Raw genomic sequence first — 18301 nt, forward strand, 5'->3', positions numbered from 1 at the left:
CGGATATCAACCGTTCAGCCGAGCGCTGTCGAGCGTGTAGAGTTCCTGTGCGCGCTGCACGCCGCGAAGCGCATAGCGCCCGACGCAGGCAAGCGCGGTCCGCTCTTCCGCTGGTATGGCGGCGGCGAAATCCGAGGAGATCAGCAGGTTGAGGTCGACCGAACGACACATCGAGGCAATCCTACTGACCTCGTTGACGGCGGGGCCGATGACGGTGAAGTCCAACCGGTCCTGGCTGCCGATATTGCCGTAGAAGACGTCGCCGATATGCAGGCCGATATAGACGTCCGTCGTCGCCCGCCCGTCGGCCGCGCGCGCCGCGTTCAACTTGACGAGCTTTTCCCGCAGCAGCGATTCGGCCCTGAGCGCCGCCTGGCAGGTCTCGGCTGGCACCTCCCCCTTGAAGATGGCGAGCACGCCGTCGCCGATCAGCTTCAGCACATTTCCGCCGGCCTCGTGAATCGCCGAGATGGCCACCTCGCTGTAATCGTTGAGCAGCGGGATGATTTCCTCAGGCGGCACGCGGTCGGAAATCTTGGTGTAGTTCAACAGATCGGAAAACCACAGCGCCGCCGAGATCCGTTCCGATTTGCCGCGGCTGATCTTGCCTTCCATCACCTGGCGCGCCGCATCCTCCCCGAGATAGACTTCTGCGATGGTGCGGGCGATGCGCCCGAGCGCAATGCACTTGATCGCCAGTCCGAGGACCGGCACCAGCTTGCGCAGGACGGCGAGGTCGTGATCGGAAAAACCCTCGGGATGTTTGGTTGCGAAATGCGAGAAGAAGCAATCCATCTCGCCGATCGTGCCGGCTTCGCTGAAACGATGCATCATCGCCACGAAATCCGTGTGGCCGGCTTCGGCGATCTTGTCGAGCATGGTGAAATCGATCGGATCGCCGAAGCCCAGGCGTCGGCGTAGCTCCCGCTCGTTACGCGACCAAAGATGGTAGAAGGCCGAGCGCTGCCAATTCGCCGCCGCTTCACCCGAACTCGTCGGGCCATATTCGAATTCGGTTTCGATCTCCTCCACGCTGTCCCAGCGGAAGGCGCGGCCTTCATGCACGGGGTGCAGCGTGTCCATCAGCGCCATGCCGCGGTCGAGCGGCAGCCCGGCATCCCGGCAGGCCGCACAGAAACCGGTCATGAGCTCGGCTTCCGAAACGCCCTTCAGTCCCTGCTCCGTAACCCAGGCCGCAATCGTGCTAACGTCGCTGTAATCCATGCCGCTCACCTTCGCTCCTGCCCAAGCTGTAGCCCGAATCCGGCCTCGAAGGAAAGTCAATCGGCTCAATCGCCCGCAGGCATATTGTAAGGCGTGACGATTTCGACGGAGGAAAGCGAGGCCGGAACGACTCGCCCCGGTGCAGTGGCGCGGCTTATGATTGCCCTGAAGGCCGAACGCGCATCGGTTCTGAGATCATGATGCAGCACGAAGTCGATGCGACGCGCGGCAAGCAGGGCTCGGTTGTCGGCATCGAGATCGTGGGCGACGAAGACGCGGACGGGACGGCTGGCCACATCGAAGGCTGCCAGCACCGCGCGGTTGCCGCCGCCGATCGAATAGACCGCATTGATGGCGGGATCGGTCGCCAGCGCTGCCGACGCAAGTGTTCCCGTCGCCCTATCGCTGCCGTGCCCTTCGCTGATCTCAGTGATGCTGATGTCCGGATAATGGGCGCGGATGATGCGGCGAAAACCGATTTCACGCTCCTCCTCCCCGCGGAACCGCCCGCTCGACAGTGTCACCAGCACATTGCCGCCGTCACCTCCGAGGAATTCCCCGATCAGATAGGCGGCGGTCTCTCCCGCGGCCCGGTTGTCGGCGCCCGCATAGGCAATGCGGGCCGAATTCGGCAGATCAGTCACCAGCGTCACCACGGGGATGCCGGCTGCATCCGCCCGCGCGACCGCGGCAGCAACCTCGGCGACGTCAGGCGCCTTGAGCACGATGCCGTGCGTGCCGCGCAGCCGGATGCGATCGAGAAGCTGCACCAGCTCGGCCGGCTTCATCACTTCGGCAAAGTGGAAGCGGCAGCGGAAGACGCCGGGCAGGAAGGCCGCCATTTCGGCCTCGAAGGCGGCACGCACCGCATCGCTGAAACGCTGAGGCGTCTCCATAACGATATCGATCGCCAGCATGCGCCCGCTGCCCATCGCCCCTGCCTGCTGTTTTTCCAGCTCCGCGATCGCCGCCTTCACCCTCGTTTCCGTCTGCTGACGCACACCAGGCCGTTCAGCACGCGGTCGACGGTCGCGGTGCTCAAGCCGGCCTGGAAGGCAATGTCCTTGACGAGAAAGAGATGGGCCACGGAATCTGCCTGATGGTTTTTTGATGGGTTTCTGATCTATATCACCTGGCAGGGCGGGGTATAGTGACTTCATCAAAAAGAGGAGGAGCTATCATGAAAACCGACAATTTGCAGAAACTGCGCGCCGACCGTGTCTGGCTCAGCGAAGACGCCTGCGACCTCGACGATTTTCGCCGTCTTGCGCAAAAGACGACTGCCCTTGCCGATTACCCGACAGCTTCCGCAGTCGAGAAGAACGTTCTGATCTATGACAGCCGCAAGGTAACGGCGGCGGCAACCGGCGAAGGCAAACGCCTCGTGCTGGCCGAAATCTGCGAAGCTTTCGGCGAAGGCCCAGGCGTCGTCGTTTTCAAGCATGCTTACCAAGACACCGGCATCATCGACCGCGCCAGCGCGATTTTCGACGCCATTATCGAGGAACAGCACCGCACCTCGACGGGCGGCGGCGATCACTTCGCCAAGCCCGGCGCCAATGACCGCATCTGGAATTCGCTGGAAAAACACTGCCTTGCCGATCCGGAAAATTTCGCCGAATATTACGCCAACGTCATTATCGCGCTCGCAAGCGAAGCCTGGCTCGGCCCGAGCTACCAGATGACGGCGCAGGTCAACCGCGTTAATCCGGGCGGTGCGGCGCAGTCCGCCCATCGTGACTATCATCTCGGCTTCCAGTCCTCTGCGGTGATCGAGCAGTTTCCGGCGCATGTGCACCGTCTCTCGCCTGTGTTGACGCTGCAGGGCGCAGTCGCCCATTGCGACATGCCCCTCGAAAGCGGCCCGACACTCTTCCTGCCGCACAGCCAGACCTATGTGCCGGGTTATCTGGCGCTGAAGCGCCAGGAGTTCCGGGATTATTTTGAGGCCAATCACGTCCAGCTGCCGCTCGAAAAGGGCGACGTCGTCTTCTTCAATCCCGCCCTCTTCCACGCCGCCGGTACCAACCGCTCGGCCGATATCAAGCGTGTCGCCAATCTCTTGCAAGTTTCCTCCGCCTTCGGACGGGCGATGGAGACCGTCAATCGCGAGAGAATGAGCGCCAGGCTCTTCCCCGCGTTGAAGGCCTTGCAGGGCAAGCTCTCACCCGATGAAATCGCCAACGCTGTCGCCGCCTGCGCCGAAGGCTACTCCTTCCCGACCAATCTCGACCGTGACCCGCCGCTCGGCGGCCTGGCGCCGAAGACGCAGGCGCAGCTGATGCACGAGGCGTTGCGGGAAGGCTGGAGCGATGAAGCCTTTACGGCAGCGCTTGCGGAACAGGCGAGGAAGAAATTGAGCTGAACGTTGAGATTGGAGCCCCCTCATCCGCCCGCCTGCACCTTCTCCCCGAGGGGGAAGAGACTTGCCGCGACGTCTCGATTCCCCCTTCTACCCAGCGGGGAGCAGGTGCCCGTGTGGCGGATGAGGGCCCCCTACCCGCAATGCCATAACTCCCTCCCGCACGCGGGAGGCCATTTGCATATCATCACCAGGGAGGAACCACATGAGCACCGACCACTGCCGCCTTGACGGCAAGATCGCCATCGTCACAGGCGGCACACAAGGATTGGGGGCCACCATTGCCCGCCTCTTCGCCGAACGCGGCGCCCAAGGCATCGTCATCTGCGGCCGCAACGAAGCCAAGGGGAATACGAAAGCCGCGGAGATTTCAGCCGCGACCGGTGTGAAGGTCGTCTACGTCAGGGCCGACCTCGCCAAGGTCGAGGACGCGCAAAATGTCGTGCGGGCCTGCGATGAGGCCTTCTGTCGCGTCGACGCGCTGGTCAATGCCGCCGCCATCACCGATCGCGGCACCATCCTCGACACCAGTCCTGAGCTCTTCGATGCTATGTTCGCGGTCAACGTGCGCGCACCGTTCTTCCTGATGCAGGAGACGGTGAAGGTCATGCGCCGCGAAAAGACAGAGGGAACGATCGTCAACATCGGCTCGATGTCGGCCAAAGCCGGCCAGCCCTTCATCGCCGCCTATTGCGCCTCCAAGGGGGCGCTGGAGACGCTGACGAAGAACACCGCCTATGCGCTTTTGCGCAACCGCATCCGCGTCAACGGCCTCAATATCGGCTGGATGGCGTCGGAAGGCGAGGACCGCATCCAGCGGGAATATCACGGCGCACCCTCCGACTGGCTGGAAAAGGCGGCGGCGAACCAGCCCTTCGGCCGCCTCGTCGATCCGCATGAGGTGGCACGCGCCTGCGCCTACCTGTCATCGGCGGAATCGGGCCTGATGACCGGCTCGGTCATCTGTTTCGATCAATCGATCTGGGGGGCTTACGACGGCTCGCCTCATCCGGTCGCCGCTCTCTGAGAAAATCCGAGCTTACATTTCCGGTTGCCGGGCTCTGGCAGCTGGGAGGATTTATCGCTAGGAGAAGGACGACAGCATTCAGGGAGGAACTGGCATGGCTGACAATCCGCTTTATGAGACCCGCGATGAACGTTTCGGCGCTCTGGTTGTCGGCACCGCCGCCCTCGATGAGCTTTATTCCGGCTGCCGCTGGACAGAGGGTCCGGTCTGGTTTTCCGACCTGAACTGCCTTCTCTGGAGCGATATCCCGAACGAACGCATGATGCGCTGGACTCCGGATGGGACGGTCTCCGTCTTCCGCTCGCCCTCAAATTATGTCAACGGCAATACGCGCGACAGGCAGGGCCGGCTGGTCTCCTGCGAACATGGCGGCCGCCGCGTCACCCGCACCGAACCGAACGGCAGCATCACCGTTCTCGCCGACAGCTACAAGGGCAAGAGATTAAATTCGCCGAACGACGTTGTCGTCCATTCGGACGGCGGGATCTGGTTCACCGATCCGACATACGGCATCCTCTCGGACTACGAGGGCCATAAGTCCGAGCCCGAGCAGCCGACCCGTAACGTCTACCGGATCGACCCCGCAAGCGGCGCAATCGACGCCGTCGTCGAGGATTTCATCCAGCCGAACGGCCTTGCCTTCTCGCCCGATGAAACGAAACTCTACATTGCCGATTCCGGTTCGGGCAAACACGAAGTGCCTTGCCATATCCGGGTTTTCGATGTCGTCGACGGCAGAAAGCTTGCCAACAGCCGCTATTTCTGCAGCCTCGATGCCGGCCACCCCGACGGCTTTCGTTTCGATGTCAGCGGCAATCTCTGGACGAGCGCGGGTGACGGTGTGCATTGCTTCTCACCCGACGGCACGCTGCTCGGCAAGATCAAAGTGCCGCAAACAGTGTCCAATCTCACCTTCGGCGGCCCCAAGAAGAACCGGCTCTTCATCACCGCGACCCGTTCGGTCTATTCGATCTATACCAAGACGAACGGCGCACAATATCCGTAACCTTTGGAAGCACGGCGTGGGCTCGACAGACACGCCTGACAAGATCGCCATCGCCGGACAGGACGGCGTTGCTCCCGGCGCGTCATCTGCAAGGAGCAGCAGCGGTTCTGGATGACGACCCGCACGAAAAAAGCTAAAGCCCATCGCATGAATCAGATTTGATGCGACGCGCTGGAGCGCTCGCACCTCATTGCATCAAGGAGGAATACCCGATGATCCGATTTTCACGCACCAAGGGGCGCCGCACGGCTCCTGATGCCACGACCGGGAGAACCTGAGATGCGTTCCGTCGTTTCCTTCAACGAGGGCTGGAGTTTCCACGAGGGCTTCGGCCAACGCCTGCTCGAAAACTTCGATGCCGCCAAGCCGGTCAGCCTGCCCCACACCGCCGTCGAACTGCCCTTCAACTATTTCGATGAGAAGAGCTATCAGCGCGCCTTCACTTATCAGAAGGTGCTGCGCTGGCTGCCGGAATTCGAGGGTCGCGAAGTCTCCCTCGTCTTCGACGCGGCCATGGCCGACAGCGTCGTCTATCTGAACGGCGAAGAGATCACCGCCCACAAGGACGGCTATACACCCTTCGAGGCCCGCCTCACCGGCAAGCTCCTCAAGGGCGAGAACCTCGTGACCGTCAAGATCGACGGCAGCGAAAACCCTGCGATCCCGCCCTTCGGCGGCCGCATCGATTATCTGACCTATGCCGGCATCTACCGCGACGTCTGGCTGAAGGTCACCGACCCGGTTTCGATCCGTAATCTCAAGATCGAAACGGCTGACGTTCTCGCCCCTCATAAGTCGGCAAGCATCCGCGTCGATCTCGCCAACCCCGAGGGCCGCAGCTTCTCGGCGACTCTCACCGCCGCGCTGAAACAGGCCGACGGCACGGTGATCGCCACCGCAGCCACTGAAACGATCGGCAATCGCACGACGCTTTCCTTGGGCGGCCTCACCGGCATTACCCTCTGGGACATTACCAACCCAACGCTCTATGAGGTCACGGTCGAACTCAGGACCGAGCACGGCTCCGACCGCCTCTCCACCCGGTTCGGCTTCCGCACCGCCGAATTCACGCCGGAAGGTTTCCTCTTGAATGGCAAGCCGCTGAAGCTGCGCGGCCTCAACCGTCACCAGGCCTTCCCCTATGTCGGCTATGCCGCCGGCCGCTCCGCCCAGGAGCGCGACGCCGACATCATGAAGAGCGTGCTGAAGTGCAACATCGTCCGCACCTCGCATTACCCGCAGTCGAAATGGTTCCTCGACCGTTGCGATGCGATCGGCTTGCTGGTCTTCGAGGAGATCCCCGGCTGGCAGCATATCGGCGATGCCGACTGGCAGAAGGAATCGATCGAGAACGTCCGCCGCATGATCGAGCGCGACTGGAACCATCCCTCGATCATCATCTGGGGCGTGCGCATCAACGAGTCGCAGGATAGTCACGATTTCTACGCCGAGACCAATCGGCTGGCCCGCGAACTCGACAGCACCCGCCAGACCGGCGGCGTGCGTTACATCACCGAAAGCGAGCTGCTCGAAGACGTCTACACGATGAACGACTTCATCCTCGGCAACGAGGAACTGCCGGGCGCCAACCGCCCGCGCACCGTCCTGCGCGGTCAGCAGGAAAACACCGGGCTATCCCGCAAGGTGCCGTACCTCATCACCGAGTTCAACGGCCACATGCACCCGACGAAGATCTACGATCAAGAACAGCGTCAAGCCGAGCATGTGCGCCGTCACCTCGAGGTTCTGAACGCCGCCTATGGCGATCCGGATATCTCGGGCGCCATCGGCTGGTGCATGTTCGATTACAACACCCACAAGGATTTCGGCTCCGGCGACCGCGTCTGCTATCACGGGGTGATGGACATGTTCCGAGAACCAAAATTCGCGGCCTATGCCTATATCAGCCAGTGCGAGCCTTCCGAGGAAATCGTCATGAAGCCGGTGACCTTCTGGGCGCGCGGCGAGCGCAATATCGGCGGGGTGCTGCCGCTGATCATCCTGACCAATTGCGACGAGGTGGAACTGCAATATGGCGCGCTCAGCAAGCGCGTCGGCCCGGACCGCGAGAATTATCCGCATCTGCCGCATCCGCCTGTTGTACTCGATCATCGGCACTTCACCGCCGATGAGCTCGGCACCTGGGGCCTGGAATGGATCGACGGTGCCCTCACCGGCTTTATCGCCGGCGAAGCGGTGGTCAGCCTGAACCTGGCAGCCGATCCCTTGCCGACGACATTGGAAATGGTCGCCGACAGCTCGACGCTGAAGACTCGCGAACGCGACAGCACCCGCGTCATCATCCGCGCCCTCGACCAGTGCGGTCAGCGCCTGCCTTTCATGAACGACAGCATTTCGCTGAAGGTGCATGGACCCGCAAGGATCGTCGGTCCGACCAATGTGCCGCTGCAGGGCGGCACATCAGGCTTCTGGCTGGAAGCGACGGGGCTGGTGGGAGAAATTACCGTCGAAGCGGTTTCCTCGCGCTTCGCGCCGGTGACCCTCAACGTAACGGCCGTCGCCTAAGTCCGAAAATCGAAATCGATTTTCTGAGAGTATAGAGCGCCGCGCGTCTTATCGGACGCGTGTCGCGCCACTTACGAAATCCTGGCCTGTGTTTCCGGATCGAAGAACACCGCCTTGTCGAGATTGAAGGCGAGGCGAGTGTTCTGGCCTGGGGCGATGCCGGCATCGGCCCGCAGGCGGGCGACGACTTCCTTGCCGCCGAGCTTGGTGACGGCGAAGGTGTCGGAGCCGGCGGGTTCGACGACCTCGATCAGGCAGTCGCCTTCGGTGAGCGAGCGGGCATTGCGGTCGGCGCCGTCGGGGTCGGTCAGCGCTTCCGGGCGGATGCCGAAGATCACCTGGCGGCCGGCATAGGAGGAAAGGCCGTTGCCGGTTGTCGTGACGGGCAGCCTGAGCGGGGCGGCATTCGGCCGCTCGAGCGACACCGCCAGGCCGCCGGCGCCGTTCTCGACCGAGGCCTTGACCAGGTTCATGGCGGGCGAGCCCATGAAGTCGGCGACGAAGATGTTGGCGGGATTGTTGTAGATCTCGGCCGGGGTGCCGAACTGCTGGACGATGCCGTCCTTCATCACGGCGATCTTGGTCGCCAGCGTCATCGCCTCGATCTGGTCGTGGGTGACGTAGACGATGGTCTTGCCGGTCGCCTGATGCAGCCGCTTGATCTCGATGCGCATGTCGACGCGCAGCTTGGCGTCGAGATTGGAGAGCGGCTCGTCGAACAGGAAGAGCTTGGGATCGCGCACCAGCGCCCGGCCCATGGCGACGCGCTGGCGCTGGCCGCCGGACAGCTGGCTCGGCTTGCGGTCGAGCAGGTGACCGATCTGCAGCACCTTGGCGACCTTGTCGATCGCCTGCTTGCGCTCTTGCGGCGGCACACCGCGCATCTCCATGCCGAAGGCGATGTTGCCCGCTACCGTCATGTTCGGATAGAGCGCATAGGACTGGAACACCATGGCAATGTCGCGCTTGGAAGGATGCAGGCCGTTGACGGCGCGGCCGTCGATCCGGATGTCGCCCGAGGTGATCGTCTCCAGCCCGGCGATGGTGTTGAGCAGGGTCGACTTGCCGCAGCCGGACGGGCCGACCAGCACCAGGAAGCCGCCCTTTTCGAGTTCGAGGTCGATCCCCTTGAGGATGTCGACGGCGCCGAAGCGTTTTCTGAGACCGGAGATTTCCAGGAAGGCCATGACTTACCCTTTGACTGCGCCCGCCATCAGGCCACGCACGAAGTAGCGGCCGGCGAGGATATAGACGATGAGCGTCGGAACGGCCGCGATCATTGCCGCCGCCATGTTGACATTGTATTCGACCACCCCGGTCGAGGTGTTGACGACATTGTTGAGCGCCACCGTCATCGGCATGGAGTCGCCGGTGCCGGCGTAAGCCGAGGCAAACAGGAAGTCGTTCCAGATATTGGTGAACTGGTAGATCACCGTGACGACGATGATCGGCAGCGAGTTCGGCAGCATGATGCGGCGGAAGATCTGGAAGAAGCTGGCGCCGTCGACCTGGGCGGCGCGCACCAGCTCGGTCGGAAAGGCCTCGTAGAAATTGCGGAAGAACAGCGTGGTGAAGCCCAAGCCGTAGACGACATGGACGAAGACCAGATTGACCGTCGAATTGCCGAAGCCGAAGTTCCAGCCCGTCGCGTTCTGCAGGGTGACGCCGAAGCGGCCGAGCGAGCCGAGGATGGTGGCCATCGGCAAGAGCACCGACTGGAACGGGATGAAGCAGGCAAACAGCATCAGCCCGAACACCAGCGTATGGCCGGGGAAGCGCCATTTGGTCAGGATATAGCCGTTGAGCGCTCCCATGATGGTGGAGATCGCCACTGCCGGCACCACCATCTTGATCGAGTTCCAGAAGTAGCCCTTGATGCCGGCGCAGGTCAGCCCGACGCAGGCCTCGCCCCAGGCCTTGACCCAGGGATCGAAGGTCGGCGCCTCAGGCAGCGCCAGCATGTTGCCGCCCTGGATCTCGTCCATCGTCTTGAACGAGGTGGTGAGCATGACGAAGAGCGGCATCAGATAGAGGATGGCGAAGATCACCAGCAGGCCGTAGATGACGATGCGGCCGATTAAGCGGGCGCTGTTGCCACGCTCCACTCCTTCGGCGGCCGTTGCCGATGAGGAGGTGCCGATGGAAGAGCTGAGGCTGCTCATCGGGCCTTCTCCTTCAGTTCGGAATAGAGATAGGGCACGATGATCGCCGAGATGGTCATCAGCATGATGATGGCGCTGGCCGAGCCGACGGCCATCTCGTTGCGCTTGAAGGTATATTCATACATGAAGTTGGACGGCAGCCAGGCCGAGCCGCCCGGCCCGCCCGAGGTCAGCGCCACGACCAGGTCGTAGGACTTGATCGCCATATGGGCGAGCACGATGAAGGCGGAGAGAAAGATCGGCCGCAACAGCGGAATGACGATGCGGCGATAAAGCTGCAAGGGCGAGGCGCCGTCGATCTGCGCCGCCTTCATGATCTCGCCGTCGATGCCGCGAAGGCCGGCCAAAAACATCGCCATGACGAAGCCCGAGGCCTGCCAGACGCCGGCAATGACGACGGTGTAGATGACGAAGTCCTTGTTCTTGATCCAGTCGAAGTGGAAGCTCGTCCAGCCGAAGTGGTGCAGCGTCTGCTCCAGCCCGAGACCGGGATCGAGGAACCATTTCCAGGCCACGCCGGTGACGATGAAGGACAGCGCCATCGGATAGAGGAAGATCGGCCGCAATAGTCCCTCGCCGCGGATCTTCTGGTCGAGCAGGATGGCAAGCAGCAGGCCGAGCGCCAGGCAGATGCCGACATAGAGAAAGCCGAAGATCGCCATATTGGTGATCGAGGTGTACCAGGAGGATGGCGGGTCGCTCTCGAAGGTCCAGCGCCACAGCCGCTGATAGGCACGTGCGCCGGTCAGCTGATAGGAGGGGAAGGTCTTGGAATTGGTGAAGGACAGATAGGCCGTCCAGACGATGAAGCCGTAGACGAAGACGAGCGTGATGACGAAGCTCGGCGCCAGCACGATCTTCGGCAGCGCATCCTGCAGCCGGCCCCGCAGCGAGACCGGCGTCGCTTGTCGCGGCGTCAGAACCGGATCGGTGGTCGCAACTGTGCTCATGGAATGTTCTCCCTTCCCGCAGGATCGGCCTTGCCGATCGTCTCCGCCTGATCGTCGCGGAGCTGACGCCTCCCCGCGAGATCGCGCGGGGAAGCATATTCATCGACAGATCTCAGCGGGCGTCGTCGATCGCCTGGACGAGCTGGGTGACAGCTTCGTCCGAGCTCTTGATCTGGCCGTGGACGAACTTCGAGACGACGTCCTTATAGGCATTGGCGATCGCCGGAGGGGCGCCATAGCCCTGAGCGAGCGAACCGAACAGCGTGCCGCCCTCATTGGCGGCCTTCAGGTCGGCAATGCCCTTCTTGCCGCAAGCGTCGAAGTCGGTGTCGGGAACGTCGGTACGAGCCGGCACCGAGCCCTTGACGACGTTGAAGGCCGACTGGAAGCTCTTCGACAGCGTCGCCGTTGCCAGTGCCACCTGGGCGGCCTTGCGGTCGTCAGGAACGTTGAACATGCCGAACATGTCGGAGTTGTAGATGACGCTGCCTTCGGTGCCGGGGAAGCGGTAGCAGAGGAAGTCCTTGTCCGGGGTCTTCTTGGCGGCAACGAATTCGCCCTTGGCCCAGTCGCCCATCACCTGCACCAGCGCATCACCCTTGATGACCATGGCGGTCGCCAGGTTCCAGTCGCGGCCGGAGAAGTTCGGATCGACGTATTTGACGATCTTCGCCAGGTTGTCGAAGGACTTCTTCATCGTGTCCGACTTCAGCGCTTCCTCGTCGAGGTCGTTGAAGGCCTTCTTGTAGAACTCCGGCCCGCCGGTCGACAGCACGATCGAATCGAACATCGTCGCTTCCTGCCAGTTCTGGCCACCGAGCGCCAAGGGAATGACGCCGGCAGCCTTCGCCTTGTCGAGCAGCGCGATCAGGTCGTCGAAGGTCTTCGGCTGGCTGCCGCCGATCTTGTCCATGACAGCCTTGTTGATCCACAGCCAGTTGACCGAGTGGACGTTGACCGGGGCTGCGACCCACTTGCCGTCATAAACGGAGAACTTCTGCAGGGCTGCCGGCACCGACTTGTCCCAGCCTTCCTTCTTCGCCGTCTCGGTCAGGTCGCCCATGACGCCGGCCTGGGCATAATCGAGCACGGTATAGCCCAGCATCTGCGAGGCCGTCGGATAGGTACCGGCTGCCACCATCGCCTTCAGCGCCGTCATCGCCGCATCACCGCCGCCGCCGGCAACCGGCACGTCCTTCCAGGCAAACCCTTCCTTCGAGAGATCCTGCTTCAGAACGTTCAAAGCCGCTGCCTCGCCGCCTGACGTCCACCAGTGCAGCATCTGAACTTCCTTCACGTCGGCTGCCTGCGCCGCACCCAAACCAGCCAGCATCACGACAGCAACAGCTGCCGAGCTCACGAACTTGCGCATGAATTTCCTCCCGTTTGAAATCGGCGGCAGGACCCTCCCCGCCACCAGTGCGTCCCGCCATTGCAGCGGTCGGCATGAAGCCGCGCTCCTCCGCGCGGTTAACAATTTAAAACGTTATAAGCCTTGAGCCGTCAAGCCCTTTCTCGACTCCCGAGAAAAGTATGGCTATTTCCATAACGTGTTGAATTACAGTCAAATAATCCGAAAGGATAATGAGGCGTTAAAATTTAAAACGTTTTCATTGTCGGATTGCGCACCTGAGTCATCGTGTTATTGTATCGGCAATTCCAGCACGGAAAGCCAGAGTGACCGAATCGTCCCGGCCGCATCGCGGCGAAAATCTCGATCTCGCCCACAAGCGCGACAAGCCGACCTTGCGGACGATTGCCACGATCACCGGGCTGGCGGTGACGACGGTGTCACGGGCACTTTCCGACGCGCCACAAATTTCGCTCAAGACCCGCCAGCGGGTGCACCGCATCGCCCGCGAAATCGGCTACCTCCCGGATCGGGCGGCGCAGCGTCTCAAGACAGGCCGCACCAACGTCGTCGCCATCCTGCTTGATTCCCACGAGGAGGTGGTCGGCTTCAGCACCTCAATCATGTACGGCATTGCCAAGGCGCTGAAAGAGACGTCCTACCATCTCGTCGTCGCGCCGAACTTCCTGTCGACGACCAACGTCGAAGCCGCAGAATACATCATCCGCAACCACCTGGCCGATGGGCTGATCTTCACGCGGACCGAACCGCTCGATGCCCGCGTCCGCCTGCTGCTCGAAACCCGCTTTCCCTTCATCTGTCACGGCCGCACGGAATTTTCGACGCCGCATCCCTATGTCGATTACGACAATTTCACCTTCGCCTATGAGGCGACACGCCGGCTGATCGCCAAGGGCCGCACAAAGGTGGCGGTGATCCTGCCGCCGAAACGGCTGACCTTCTGCCAGCATATCCTACACGGTTTCATGACGGCGGTGCGCGAGGCCGGCATCGCTTACGAGATACCCGAGACGGTCGATCTCGATACGCCGGCGGATGTGTTGCGCGATTTTGTGCGCGCCCGCGCAGCCGCACCGGATGCGCCCAATAGCTTCATCTGTCCCGGCGAAGTCTCAGCGCTTGCCGTCATCAGCGGCATGAGCGATGCCGGCCGCACTCTCGCCGCCGACTATGATATCGTCGCCAAGGAGACATCCCGCCTTCTCACCCAATTGCAGCCGAAGGTCGACACGATCCATGAGGACCTGACGGCGGCGGGAGAGGATCTCGGCCGCATGCTGCTGCAGCGTATCAACAATCCCGACGCACAGGATCTGCACCTCCTGCTGCCGCCGCAGATCAACTTTCCGATCGGTTAGCCCGCCGGATCGAAGGGCGGTCATATTAAAACTGTTTTCATGGCGCGTGATTTGACTTAAAAGCACCGCGTAATCCGGTCGCAGCCCACCCGGTCAAAACAAGGGAATCCAAAATATGAAAACTATCGTCGTCTGCTCCGGCGGACTCGACTCCGTTTCGCTTGCCCACAGAACGGCATCGGAAGAGCAGCTTATCGGTCTCGTCTCCTTCGATTACGGCCAGCGGCATCGCAAGGAACTCGACTTCGCCGCCAAATGCGCCGCGCGCCTTGCGGTCCCTCATCATATCATCGACATCGCTGCTATCGGCGGCCATCTCAGCGGATCGGCCCTGACCGACAATGTTGAGGTTCCGGACGGCCACTATGCGGAGGAGACCATGAAGGCCACCGTGGTGCCCAACCGCAACGCCATCATGCTGGCAATCGCCTTCGGCTTGGCGGCCGCCCAGAAAGCCGATGCCGTTGCCGTCGCCGTGCATGGCGGCGATCACTTCATCTACCCGGACTGTCGCCCGGGTTTCATCGATGCCTTCCAGCGCATGCAGAACGAAGCGCTGGACGGTTACGCCAGCGTCAAGCTGCTCGCGCCTTATGTCGAGGTCTCCAAAGCGGCGATCGTGGCCGACGGCACAAGACATGGCACGCCCTTCGCGGAAACCTGGTCCTGCTATAAAGGTGGCAGCCTTCATTGCGGGCGCTGCGGAACCTGCGTCGAACGCCGCGAAGCCTTCCACCTAGCCGGTGTGTCCGATCCGACGGAATATGAAGATCGGGATTTCTGGAAGGCGGCGGCATCGCAATACTCGGCAGCGGAGGTGCGTTGATGTACCGCATCACAAAGGAGTTTCACCTCTCCGCCTCGCATCAGCTGGATCATCTGCCGGCCGACCATCAATGCGCCCGGCTGCACGGCCACAACTACGTCGTGGTGGTCGAGCTCTCCGCCGAAAACCTAAACGATGACGGCTTCGTTCGCGACTATCATGACCTCGCGCCGCTCAAGCGCTATATCGACGAATCCCTCGATCATCGCCACCTGAACGAGGTCTTCGGCCATTCGAAAGTGACCTCGGAATTCCTCGCCAAGCACTTTTACGACTGGTGCAGAGAGCGCTTTCCGGAGACCTCTTCCGTCCGGGTCAGCGAGACGCCGAAGACCTGGGCGGAGTACCGACCATGAGCGTCGAGACCATTCGCGTCAGCGAGATCTTCGGCCCGACCATACAGGGCGAAGGCGCGCTGATCGGGCTGCCGACAGTGTTCGTCAGGACCGGCGGCTGTGATTATCGCTGTTCCTGGTGCGACAGTCTTTACGCCGTCGACAGCGCCTTCCGGGATCAATGGCTTCCCATGTCCGTCGAGGCGATCTGGCAGGAAGTCACGAAGCTCTCTGGAGGTAACCCGCTGACTGTTTCTCTTTCCGGAGGCAATCCCGCAATCCAGCCTTTGAGGCCGCTGATCGAGCTCGGCCATTCCAAGGGATATCGCTTCGCACTGGAAACACAGGGGAGCGTTGCCCAGAACTGGTTCCGCGATCTCGACGTCCTGGTCCTGAGCCCTAAGCCGCCGTCGAGCGGGATGCACACGGACTGGGATCAGGTCGACAATTGTGTTCGGCTTTCAGCCGGCGGGCCGGAGATCGCGCTGAAAGTCGTCATCTTTGACGATGTAGACTATGCGTTCGCGCGAGAGGTGGGCCAGCGCTACCCTTATATTCCCCTGTACCTTCAGCCGGGCAACCATACACCGCCGCCGTCCGAAGACGAAGACGCGCGCATCGATATCGACGGCGTGATGGATCGCATGCATTGGCTTGTCGACAAGGTGACGGTCGACCGATGGTTTGCACCGCGCGTCCTGCCGCAGCTGCACGTGCTGCTGTGGGGAAACAAACGAGGCGTCTGAGCCCGCTATCGCTCCGGAAAAGCGAAGACATCGACAGGCTCTCCGAGCCCGCGCAACGGGAAGGTGCCGAGACTGTCCATGTCTTTCGCGCAGCCCGCCATTTCGACGAAGGCGCGCGACAAGAGCACCGGACGCTTGACCTCCTTGGTCAGGTTTTCCAGGCGCGAGGCGACATTGACCGCCGGGCCGATGACGGTGAAATCCAGCCGGCGGCGCGAGCCGATATTGCCGTACATGACGTCGCCGACATGCACCCCGACGCCGTAGCGCAGCGGTTCGCGTCCCGTTCGCAGGTGCTCCGCGTTCAGCTCGGCCATCAACGCCCGCCCCTCGCGGATCGCCTGCAGCAGATCGAGGCAGGCCGTTTCCTTGGCGAGCGGGAAGATCGCCAGCAGCCCGTCTCCCATGAACTTCAGGATTTCCCCGCCATGTCGCTCGATCGGGTCAGACATGGCATCGAAATAATCGTTCAGCAGATGGATGACATCGTCGCGGGGCCAGAGGTCCGAGATCGCCGTAAAGTCGCGCAGATCACAGATCATGATGGCGGCGCCGACGGTCGCACCGCTGCCGCGCGTCGTCACACCCGACAATATGTGCTCGCTCGCATGCGGTCCCACATAGGTCTGCAGCAGTGTCCGCGCCATGATGTTCTTCAGCCTGATCTCGCTGACGAGGGTCAGCGCCGGCAGGAGATCGCGCAGAAAATCCGTGTGCTCGCTCGTAAAACCACCCGGCCGGCTGGTGGAGAACGTCACGACATGCCGCTTGCCGAAAGTATGCTCGATCGGCCAGGCGATGTATTCCGTGAGACCGTCATCGCGCAGTTCTTGGAAAAGGCTATCTTCGTCGTCTTCGACTGCACCTTCCAGCTGCTTGCGCACCTCCTCCACGCCCTGATGGATCGCGTTGACCGGGCTTTTCAAGAACTCCGCCGTGGTTTCGACACCATAGGCGAAGGTGTCGATCTTCGCTTCCGCCATGCCCTCTTTCCAAAGGATGCGGGCGCCGATCCATTGCGGATGGTTCGTCCGGAAGTGCAGCGTCGCGCGCGCCACCGGCACCCCTGCGGCCAACAGCTTCTCACACATTGCCACCAGGATGTTATCGATGAAACGCTCGCCGCGCGTCTCGTTCACCAGCCAATCGAGGATCCGCCTTCGGCGGATCGGCCAGGCGCCTTCGTCCGTTTCAACGGCAGCCCCGGCCTTGTTCACAAAAGAGGACATCGAAACTCCACTACGCCGCATCACCGACGAATACCGAAATCAGTTTTCGTGAATGTGGTCGATGGCGAAGCAAATGATAAGGGGAGACTGCAATTAAACTCAGAAATCCCAGTCTTCATCCTCGGTGGCCACTGCCTTGCCGATGACATAGGAGGAACCAGAGCCCGAGAAAAAGTCGTGGTTCTCGTCGGCATTCGGCGACAGCGCCGACAGGATTGCCGGATTGACCTTGCAGGCTTCGGCCGGGAACAGCGCCTCGTAGCCGAGGTTCATCAACGCCTTGTTGGCGTTGTAATGCAGGAACTTCTTGACGTCTTCGCTCAGGCCGACGCCGTCATAGAGCGCTTCGGTATATTTGGCCTCGTTGTCGTAAAGTTCGAGCAGCAGGTCGAAGGCGAAGTACTTGATCTCTTGGCGGCGCTCTTCGGAGAGCGTTTCAAGGCCGCGTTGGAACTTGTAGCCGATATAATAGCCGTGCACCGCCTCGTCCCGGATTATGAGGCGGATCATGTCGGCCGTATTGGTGAGCTTGGCCCGGCTCGACCAGTACATCGGCAGATAGAAGCCGGAATAGAACAGGAAGCTCTCGAGGAAGACGCTGGCGACCTTCTTCTTCAAGGCATCGCCAGACGCGTATTGCTCCATGATCAGCGCCGATTTCCGCTGCAGGAATTCGTTCTCCTCCGACCAGCGATAGGCGTCATCGACATCAGGCGTCGAGCATAGCGTCGAGAAGATTGAGGAATAGGAGCGTGCATGCACTGCCTCCATGAAGGAGACGTTGGAAAGCACCGCTTCCTCGTGCGGGGTTACCGCATCCTCCATCAACCCCACGGCGCCGACGCCATTCTGGATCGTGTCGAGCAGCGTCAGCCCGGTGAAGACGCGGATGGTGAGCTGCTGCTCGGCGGCCGTCAGCGTCGCCCAGGAGGGAATGTCGTTGGAGAGCGGCACTTTTTCCGGTAGCCAGAAATTACCGGTCAACCGATTCCAGACTTCGAGATCCTTATCGTCCTCAATGCGGTTCCAGTTGATGGCGCGCACGCGGCTGATTGGCTTTAGCGCGATGTTCATGTTGATTATGTCCTTCCAATAGATCTGGTGGCGCTCGGAGCCCCCTCACCCTGCCCTCTCCCCGAGGGGAGAGGGGATGTCGTGCCTGCCGCAGATGTCTTCTC

At 61.7% G+C, this 18301-nt stretch carries 15 protein-coding genes and 1 pseudogene; 8 read left to right on the forward strand and 8 right to left on the reverse strand.

Going from position 1 to position 18301, the window contains the following annotated elements; genetic code table 11:
- Window positions 1–6 precede the first annotated feature (6 nt).
- Window positions 7–1224, reverse strand: coding sequence for an adenylate/guanylate cyclase domain-containing protein (locus RHE_RS18920; protein WP_011426912.1), 1218 nt, complete (start codon window positions 1222–1224; stop codon window positions 7–9).
- A 65-nt stretch (window positions 1225–1289) separates the two neighbouring features.
- Window positions 1290–2311, reverse strand: a pseudogene (locus tag RHE_RS18925) (LacI family DNA-binding transcriptional regulator).
- A gap of 93 nt (window positions 2312–2404) precedes the next feature.
- On the opposite strand from RHE_RS18925, the gene RHE_RS18930 reads away from it, so the two are divergent.
- From RHE_RS18930 to RHE_RS18945, 4 genes are all read left to right on the forward strand, one after another.
- Window positions 2405–3589 (forward strand): phytanoyl-CoA dioxygenase family protein, encoded by a 1185-nt coding sequence (locus RHE_RS18930; protein WP_011426914.1) that lies wholly within the window; start codon window positions 2405–2407, stop codon window positions 3587–3589.
- 202 nt (window positions 3590–3791) lie between these two features.
- Entirely contained in the window at window positions 3792–4613 is an 822-nt protein-coding gene (locus RHE_RS18935) for an SDR family oxidoreductase (RefSeq protein ID WP_011426915.1), read from the forward strand.
- Window positions 4614–4707: 94 nt separating this feature from the next.
- Window positions 4708–5619 carry an SMP-30/gluconolactonase/LRE family protein gene (locus tag RHE_RS18940; protein WP_011426916.1) on the forward strand — a complete coding sequence of 304 codons (912 nt, stop codon included), beginning with the start codon at window positions 4708–4710 and terminating at the stop codon, window positions 5617–5619.
- 279 nt (window positions 5620–5898) lie between these two features.
- Complete coding sequence (locus tag RHE_RS18945) at window positions 5899–8145, forward strand: glycoside hydrolase family 2 protein (protein WP_011426917.1); 2247 nt, start codon at window positions 5899–5901, stop codon at window positions 8143–8145.
- 71 nt (window positions 8146–8216) lie between these two features.
- Here RHE_RS18945 and RHE_RS18950 read toward each other — a convergent pair whose 3' ends face one another.
- The 4 genes from RHE_RS18950 to RHE_RS18965 all read right to left on the reverse strand — a co-directional run bounded on the left by RHE_RS18950 (window position 8217) and on the right by RHE_RS18965 (window position 12629).
- On the reverse strand, window positions 8217–9332 hold the full coding sequence (locus RHE_RS18950) for an ABC transporter ATP-binding protein (RefSeq protein WP_011426918.1): 1116 nt from the start codon (window positions 9330–9332) through the stop codon (window positions 8217–8219).
- Between the two features lie 3 nt (window positions 9333–9335).
- Entirely contained in the window at window positions 9336–10307 is a 972-nt protein-coding gene (locus RHE_RS18955) for a carbohydrate ABC transporter permease (protein WP_011425018.1), read from the reverse strand.
- On the reverse strand, window positions 10304–11257 hold the full coding sequence (locus RHE_RS18960) for a carbohydrate ABC transporter permease (RefSeq protein WP_011425017.1): 954 nt from the start codon (window positions 11255–11257) through the stop codon (window positions 10304–10306). Before RHE_RS18960 ends, RHE_RS18955 begins: the two co-directional genes overlap by 4 nt.
- A gap of 112 nt (window positions 11258–11369) precedes the next feature.
- Window positions 11370–12629: an ABC transporter substrate-binding protein gene (locus tag RHE_RS18965; protein ID WP_011426919.1), complete on the reverse strand. Its 1260-nt coding sequence runs from the start codon at window positions 12627–12629 to the stop codon at window positions 11370–11372.
- Between the two features lie 305 nt (window positions 12630–12934).
- Here RHE_RS18965 and RHE_RS18970 point away from each other — a divergent pair, with 305 nt between their 5' ends.
- From RHE_RS18970 to queE, 4 genes are all read left to right on the forward strand, one after another.
- Entirely contained in the window at window positions 12935–13987 is a 1053-nt protein-coding gene (locus tag RHE_RS18970; RefSeq protein WP_011426920.1) for a LacI family transcriptional regulator, read from the forward strand.
- A gap of 115 nt (window positions 13988–14102) precedes the next feature.
- A complete protein-coding gene (queC, locus tag RHE_RS18975; protein ID WP_011426921.1) occupies window positions 14103–14813 on the forward strand; it encodes a 7-cyano-7-deazaguanine synthase QueC in 711 nt (236 codons plus the stop codon).
- Window positions 14813–15169: a 6-carboxytetrahydropterin synthase QueD gene (gene queD, locus RHE_RS18980; protein ID WP_020922355.1), complete on the forward strand. Its 357-nt coding sequence runs from the start codon at window positions 14813–14815 to the stop codon at window positions 15167–15169. The genes queC and queD overlap by 1 nt, the downstream gene beginning before the upstream one ends.
- Window positions 15166–15894: a 7-carboxy-7-deazaguanine synthase QueE gene (gene queE / locus RHE_RS18985; RefSeq protein ID WP_011426923.1), complete on the forward strand. Its 729-nt coding sequence runs from the start codon at window positions 15166–15168 to the stop codon at window positions 15892–15894. The genes queD and queE overlap by 4 nt, the downstream gene beginning before the upstream one ends.
- A gap of 5 nt (window positions 15895–15899) precedes the next feature.
- Here queE and RHE_RS18990 read toward each other — a convergent pair whose 3' ends face one another.
- Together RHE_RS18990 and nrdF are read right to left on the reverse strand one after the other, a co-directional pair.
- Window positions 15900–17123 carry an adenylate/guanylate cyclase domain-containing protein gene (locus RHE_RS18990; protein WP_011426924.1) on the reverse strand — a complete coding sequence of 408 codons (1224 nt, stop codon included), beginning with the start codon at window positions 17121–17123 and terminating at the stop codon, window positions 15900–15902.
- Window positions 17124–17222: 99 nt separating this feature from the next.
- A complete protein-coding gene (nrdF, locus tag RHE_RS18995; protein WP_011426925.1) occupies window positions 17223–18197 on the reverse strand; it encodes a class 1b ribonucleoside-diphosphate reductase subunit beta in 975 nt (324 codons plus the stop codon).
- Window positions 18198–18301 lie beyond the last annotated feature (104 nt).

This window comes from Rhizobium etli CFN 42 (genome assembly GCF_000092045.1).
Taxonomy (GTDB): domain Bacteria; phylum Pseudomonadota; class Alphaproteobacteria; order Rhizobiales; family Rhizobiaceae; genus Rhizobium; species Rhizobium etli.

Coding starts and splice junctions, on each gene's coding strand:
- RHE_RS18920 (WP_011426912.1), bottom strand. CDS start 1,224: ATGGATTACAGCGACGTTAGCACGATTGCGGCCTGGGTTACGGAGCAG.
- RHE_RS18930 (WP_011426914.1), top strand. CDS start 2,405: ATGAAAACCGACAATTTGCAGAAACTGCGCGCCGACCGTGTCTGGCTC.
- RHE_RS18935 (WP_011426915.1), top strand. CDS start 3,792: ATGAGCACCGACCACTGCCGCCTTGACGGCAAGATCGCCATCGTCACA.
- RHE_RS18940 (WP_011426916.1), top strand. CDS start 4,708: ATGGCTGACAATCCGCTTTATGAGACCCGCGATGAACGTTTCGGCGCT.
- RHE_RS18945 (WP_011426917.1), top strand. CDS start 5,899: ATGCGTTCCGTCGTTTCCTTCAACGAGGGCTGGAGTTTCCACGAGGGC.
- RHE_RS18950 (WP_011426918.1), bottom strand. CDS start 9,332: ATGGCCTTCCTGGAAATCTCCGGTCTCAGAAAACGCTTCGGCGCCGTC.
- RHE_RS18955 (WP_011425018.1), bottom strand. CDS start 10,307: ATGAGCAGCCTCAGCTCTTCCATCGGCACCTCCTCATCGGCAACGGCC.
- RHE_RS18960 (WP_011425017.1), bottom strand. CDS start 11,257: ATGAGCACAGTTGCGACCACCGATCCGGTTCTGACGCCGCGACAAGCG.
- RHE_RS18965 (WP_011426919.1), bottom strand. CDS start 12,629: ATGCGCAAGTTCGTGAGCTCGGCAGCTGTTGCTGTCGTGATGCTGGCT.
- queC (WP_011426921.1), top strand. CDS start 14,103: ATGAAAACTATCGTCGTCTGCTCCGGCGGACTCGACTCCGTTTCGCTT.
- queD (WP_020922355.1), top strand. CDS start 14,813: ATGTACCGCATCACAAAGGAGTTTCACCTCTCCGCCTCGCATCAGCTG.
- queE (WP_011426923.1), top strand. CDS start 15,166: ATGAGCGTCGAGACCATTCGCGTCAGCGAGATCTTCGGCCCGACCATA.
- RHE_RS18990 (WP_011426924.1), bottom strand. CDS start 17,123: ATGTCCTCTTTTGTGAACAAGGCCGGGGCTGCCGTTGAAACGGACGAA.
- nrdF (WP_011426925.1), bottom strand. CDS start 18,197: ATGAACATCGCGCTAAAGCCAATCAGCCGCGTGCGCGCCATCAACTGG.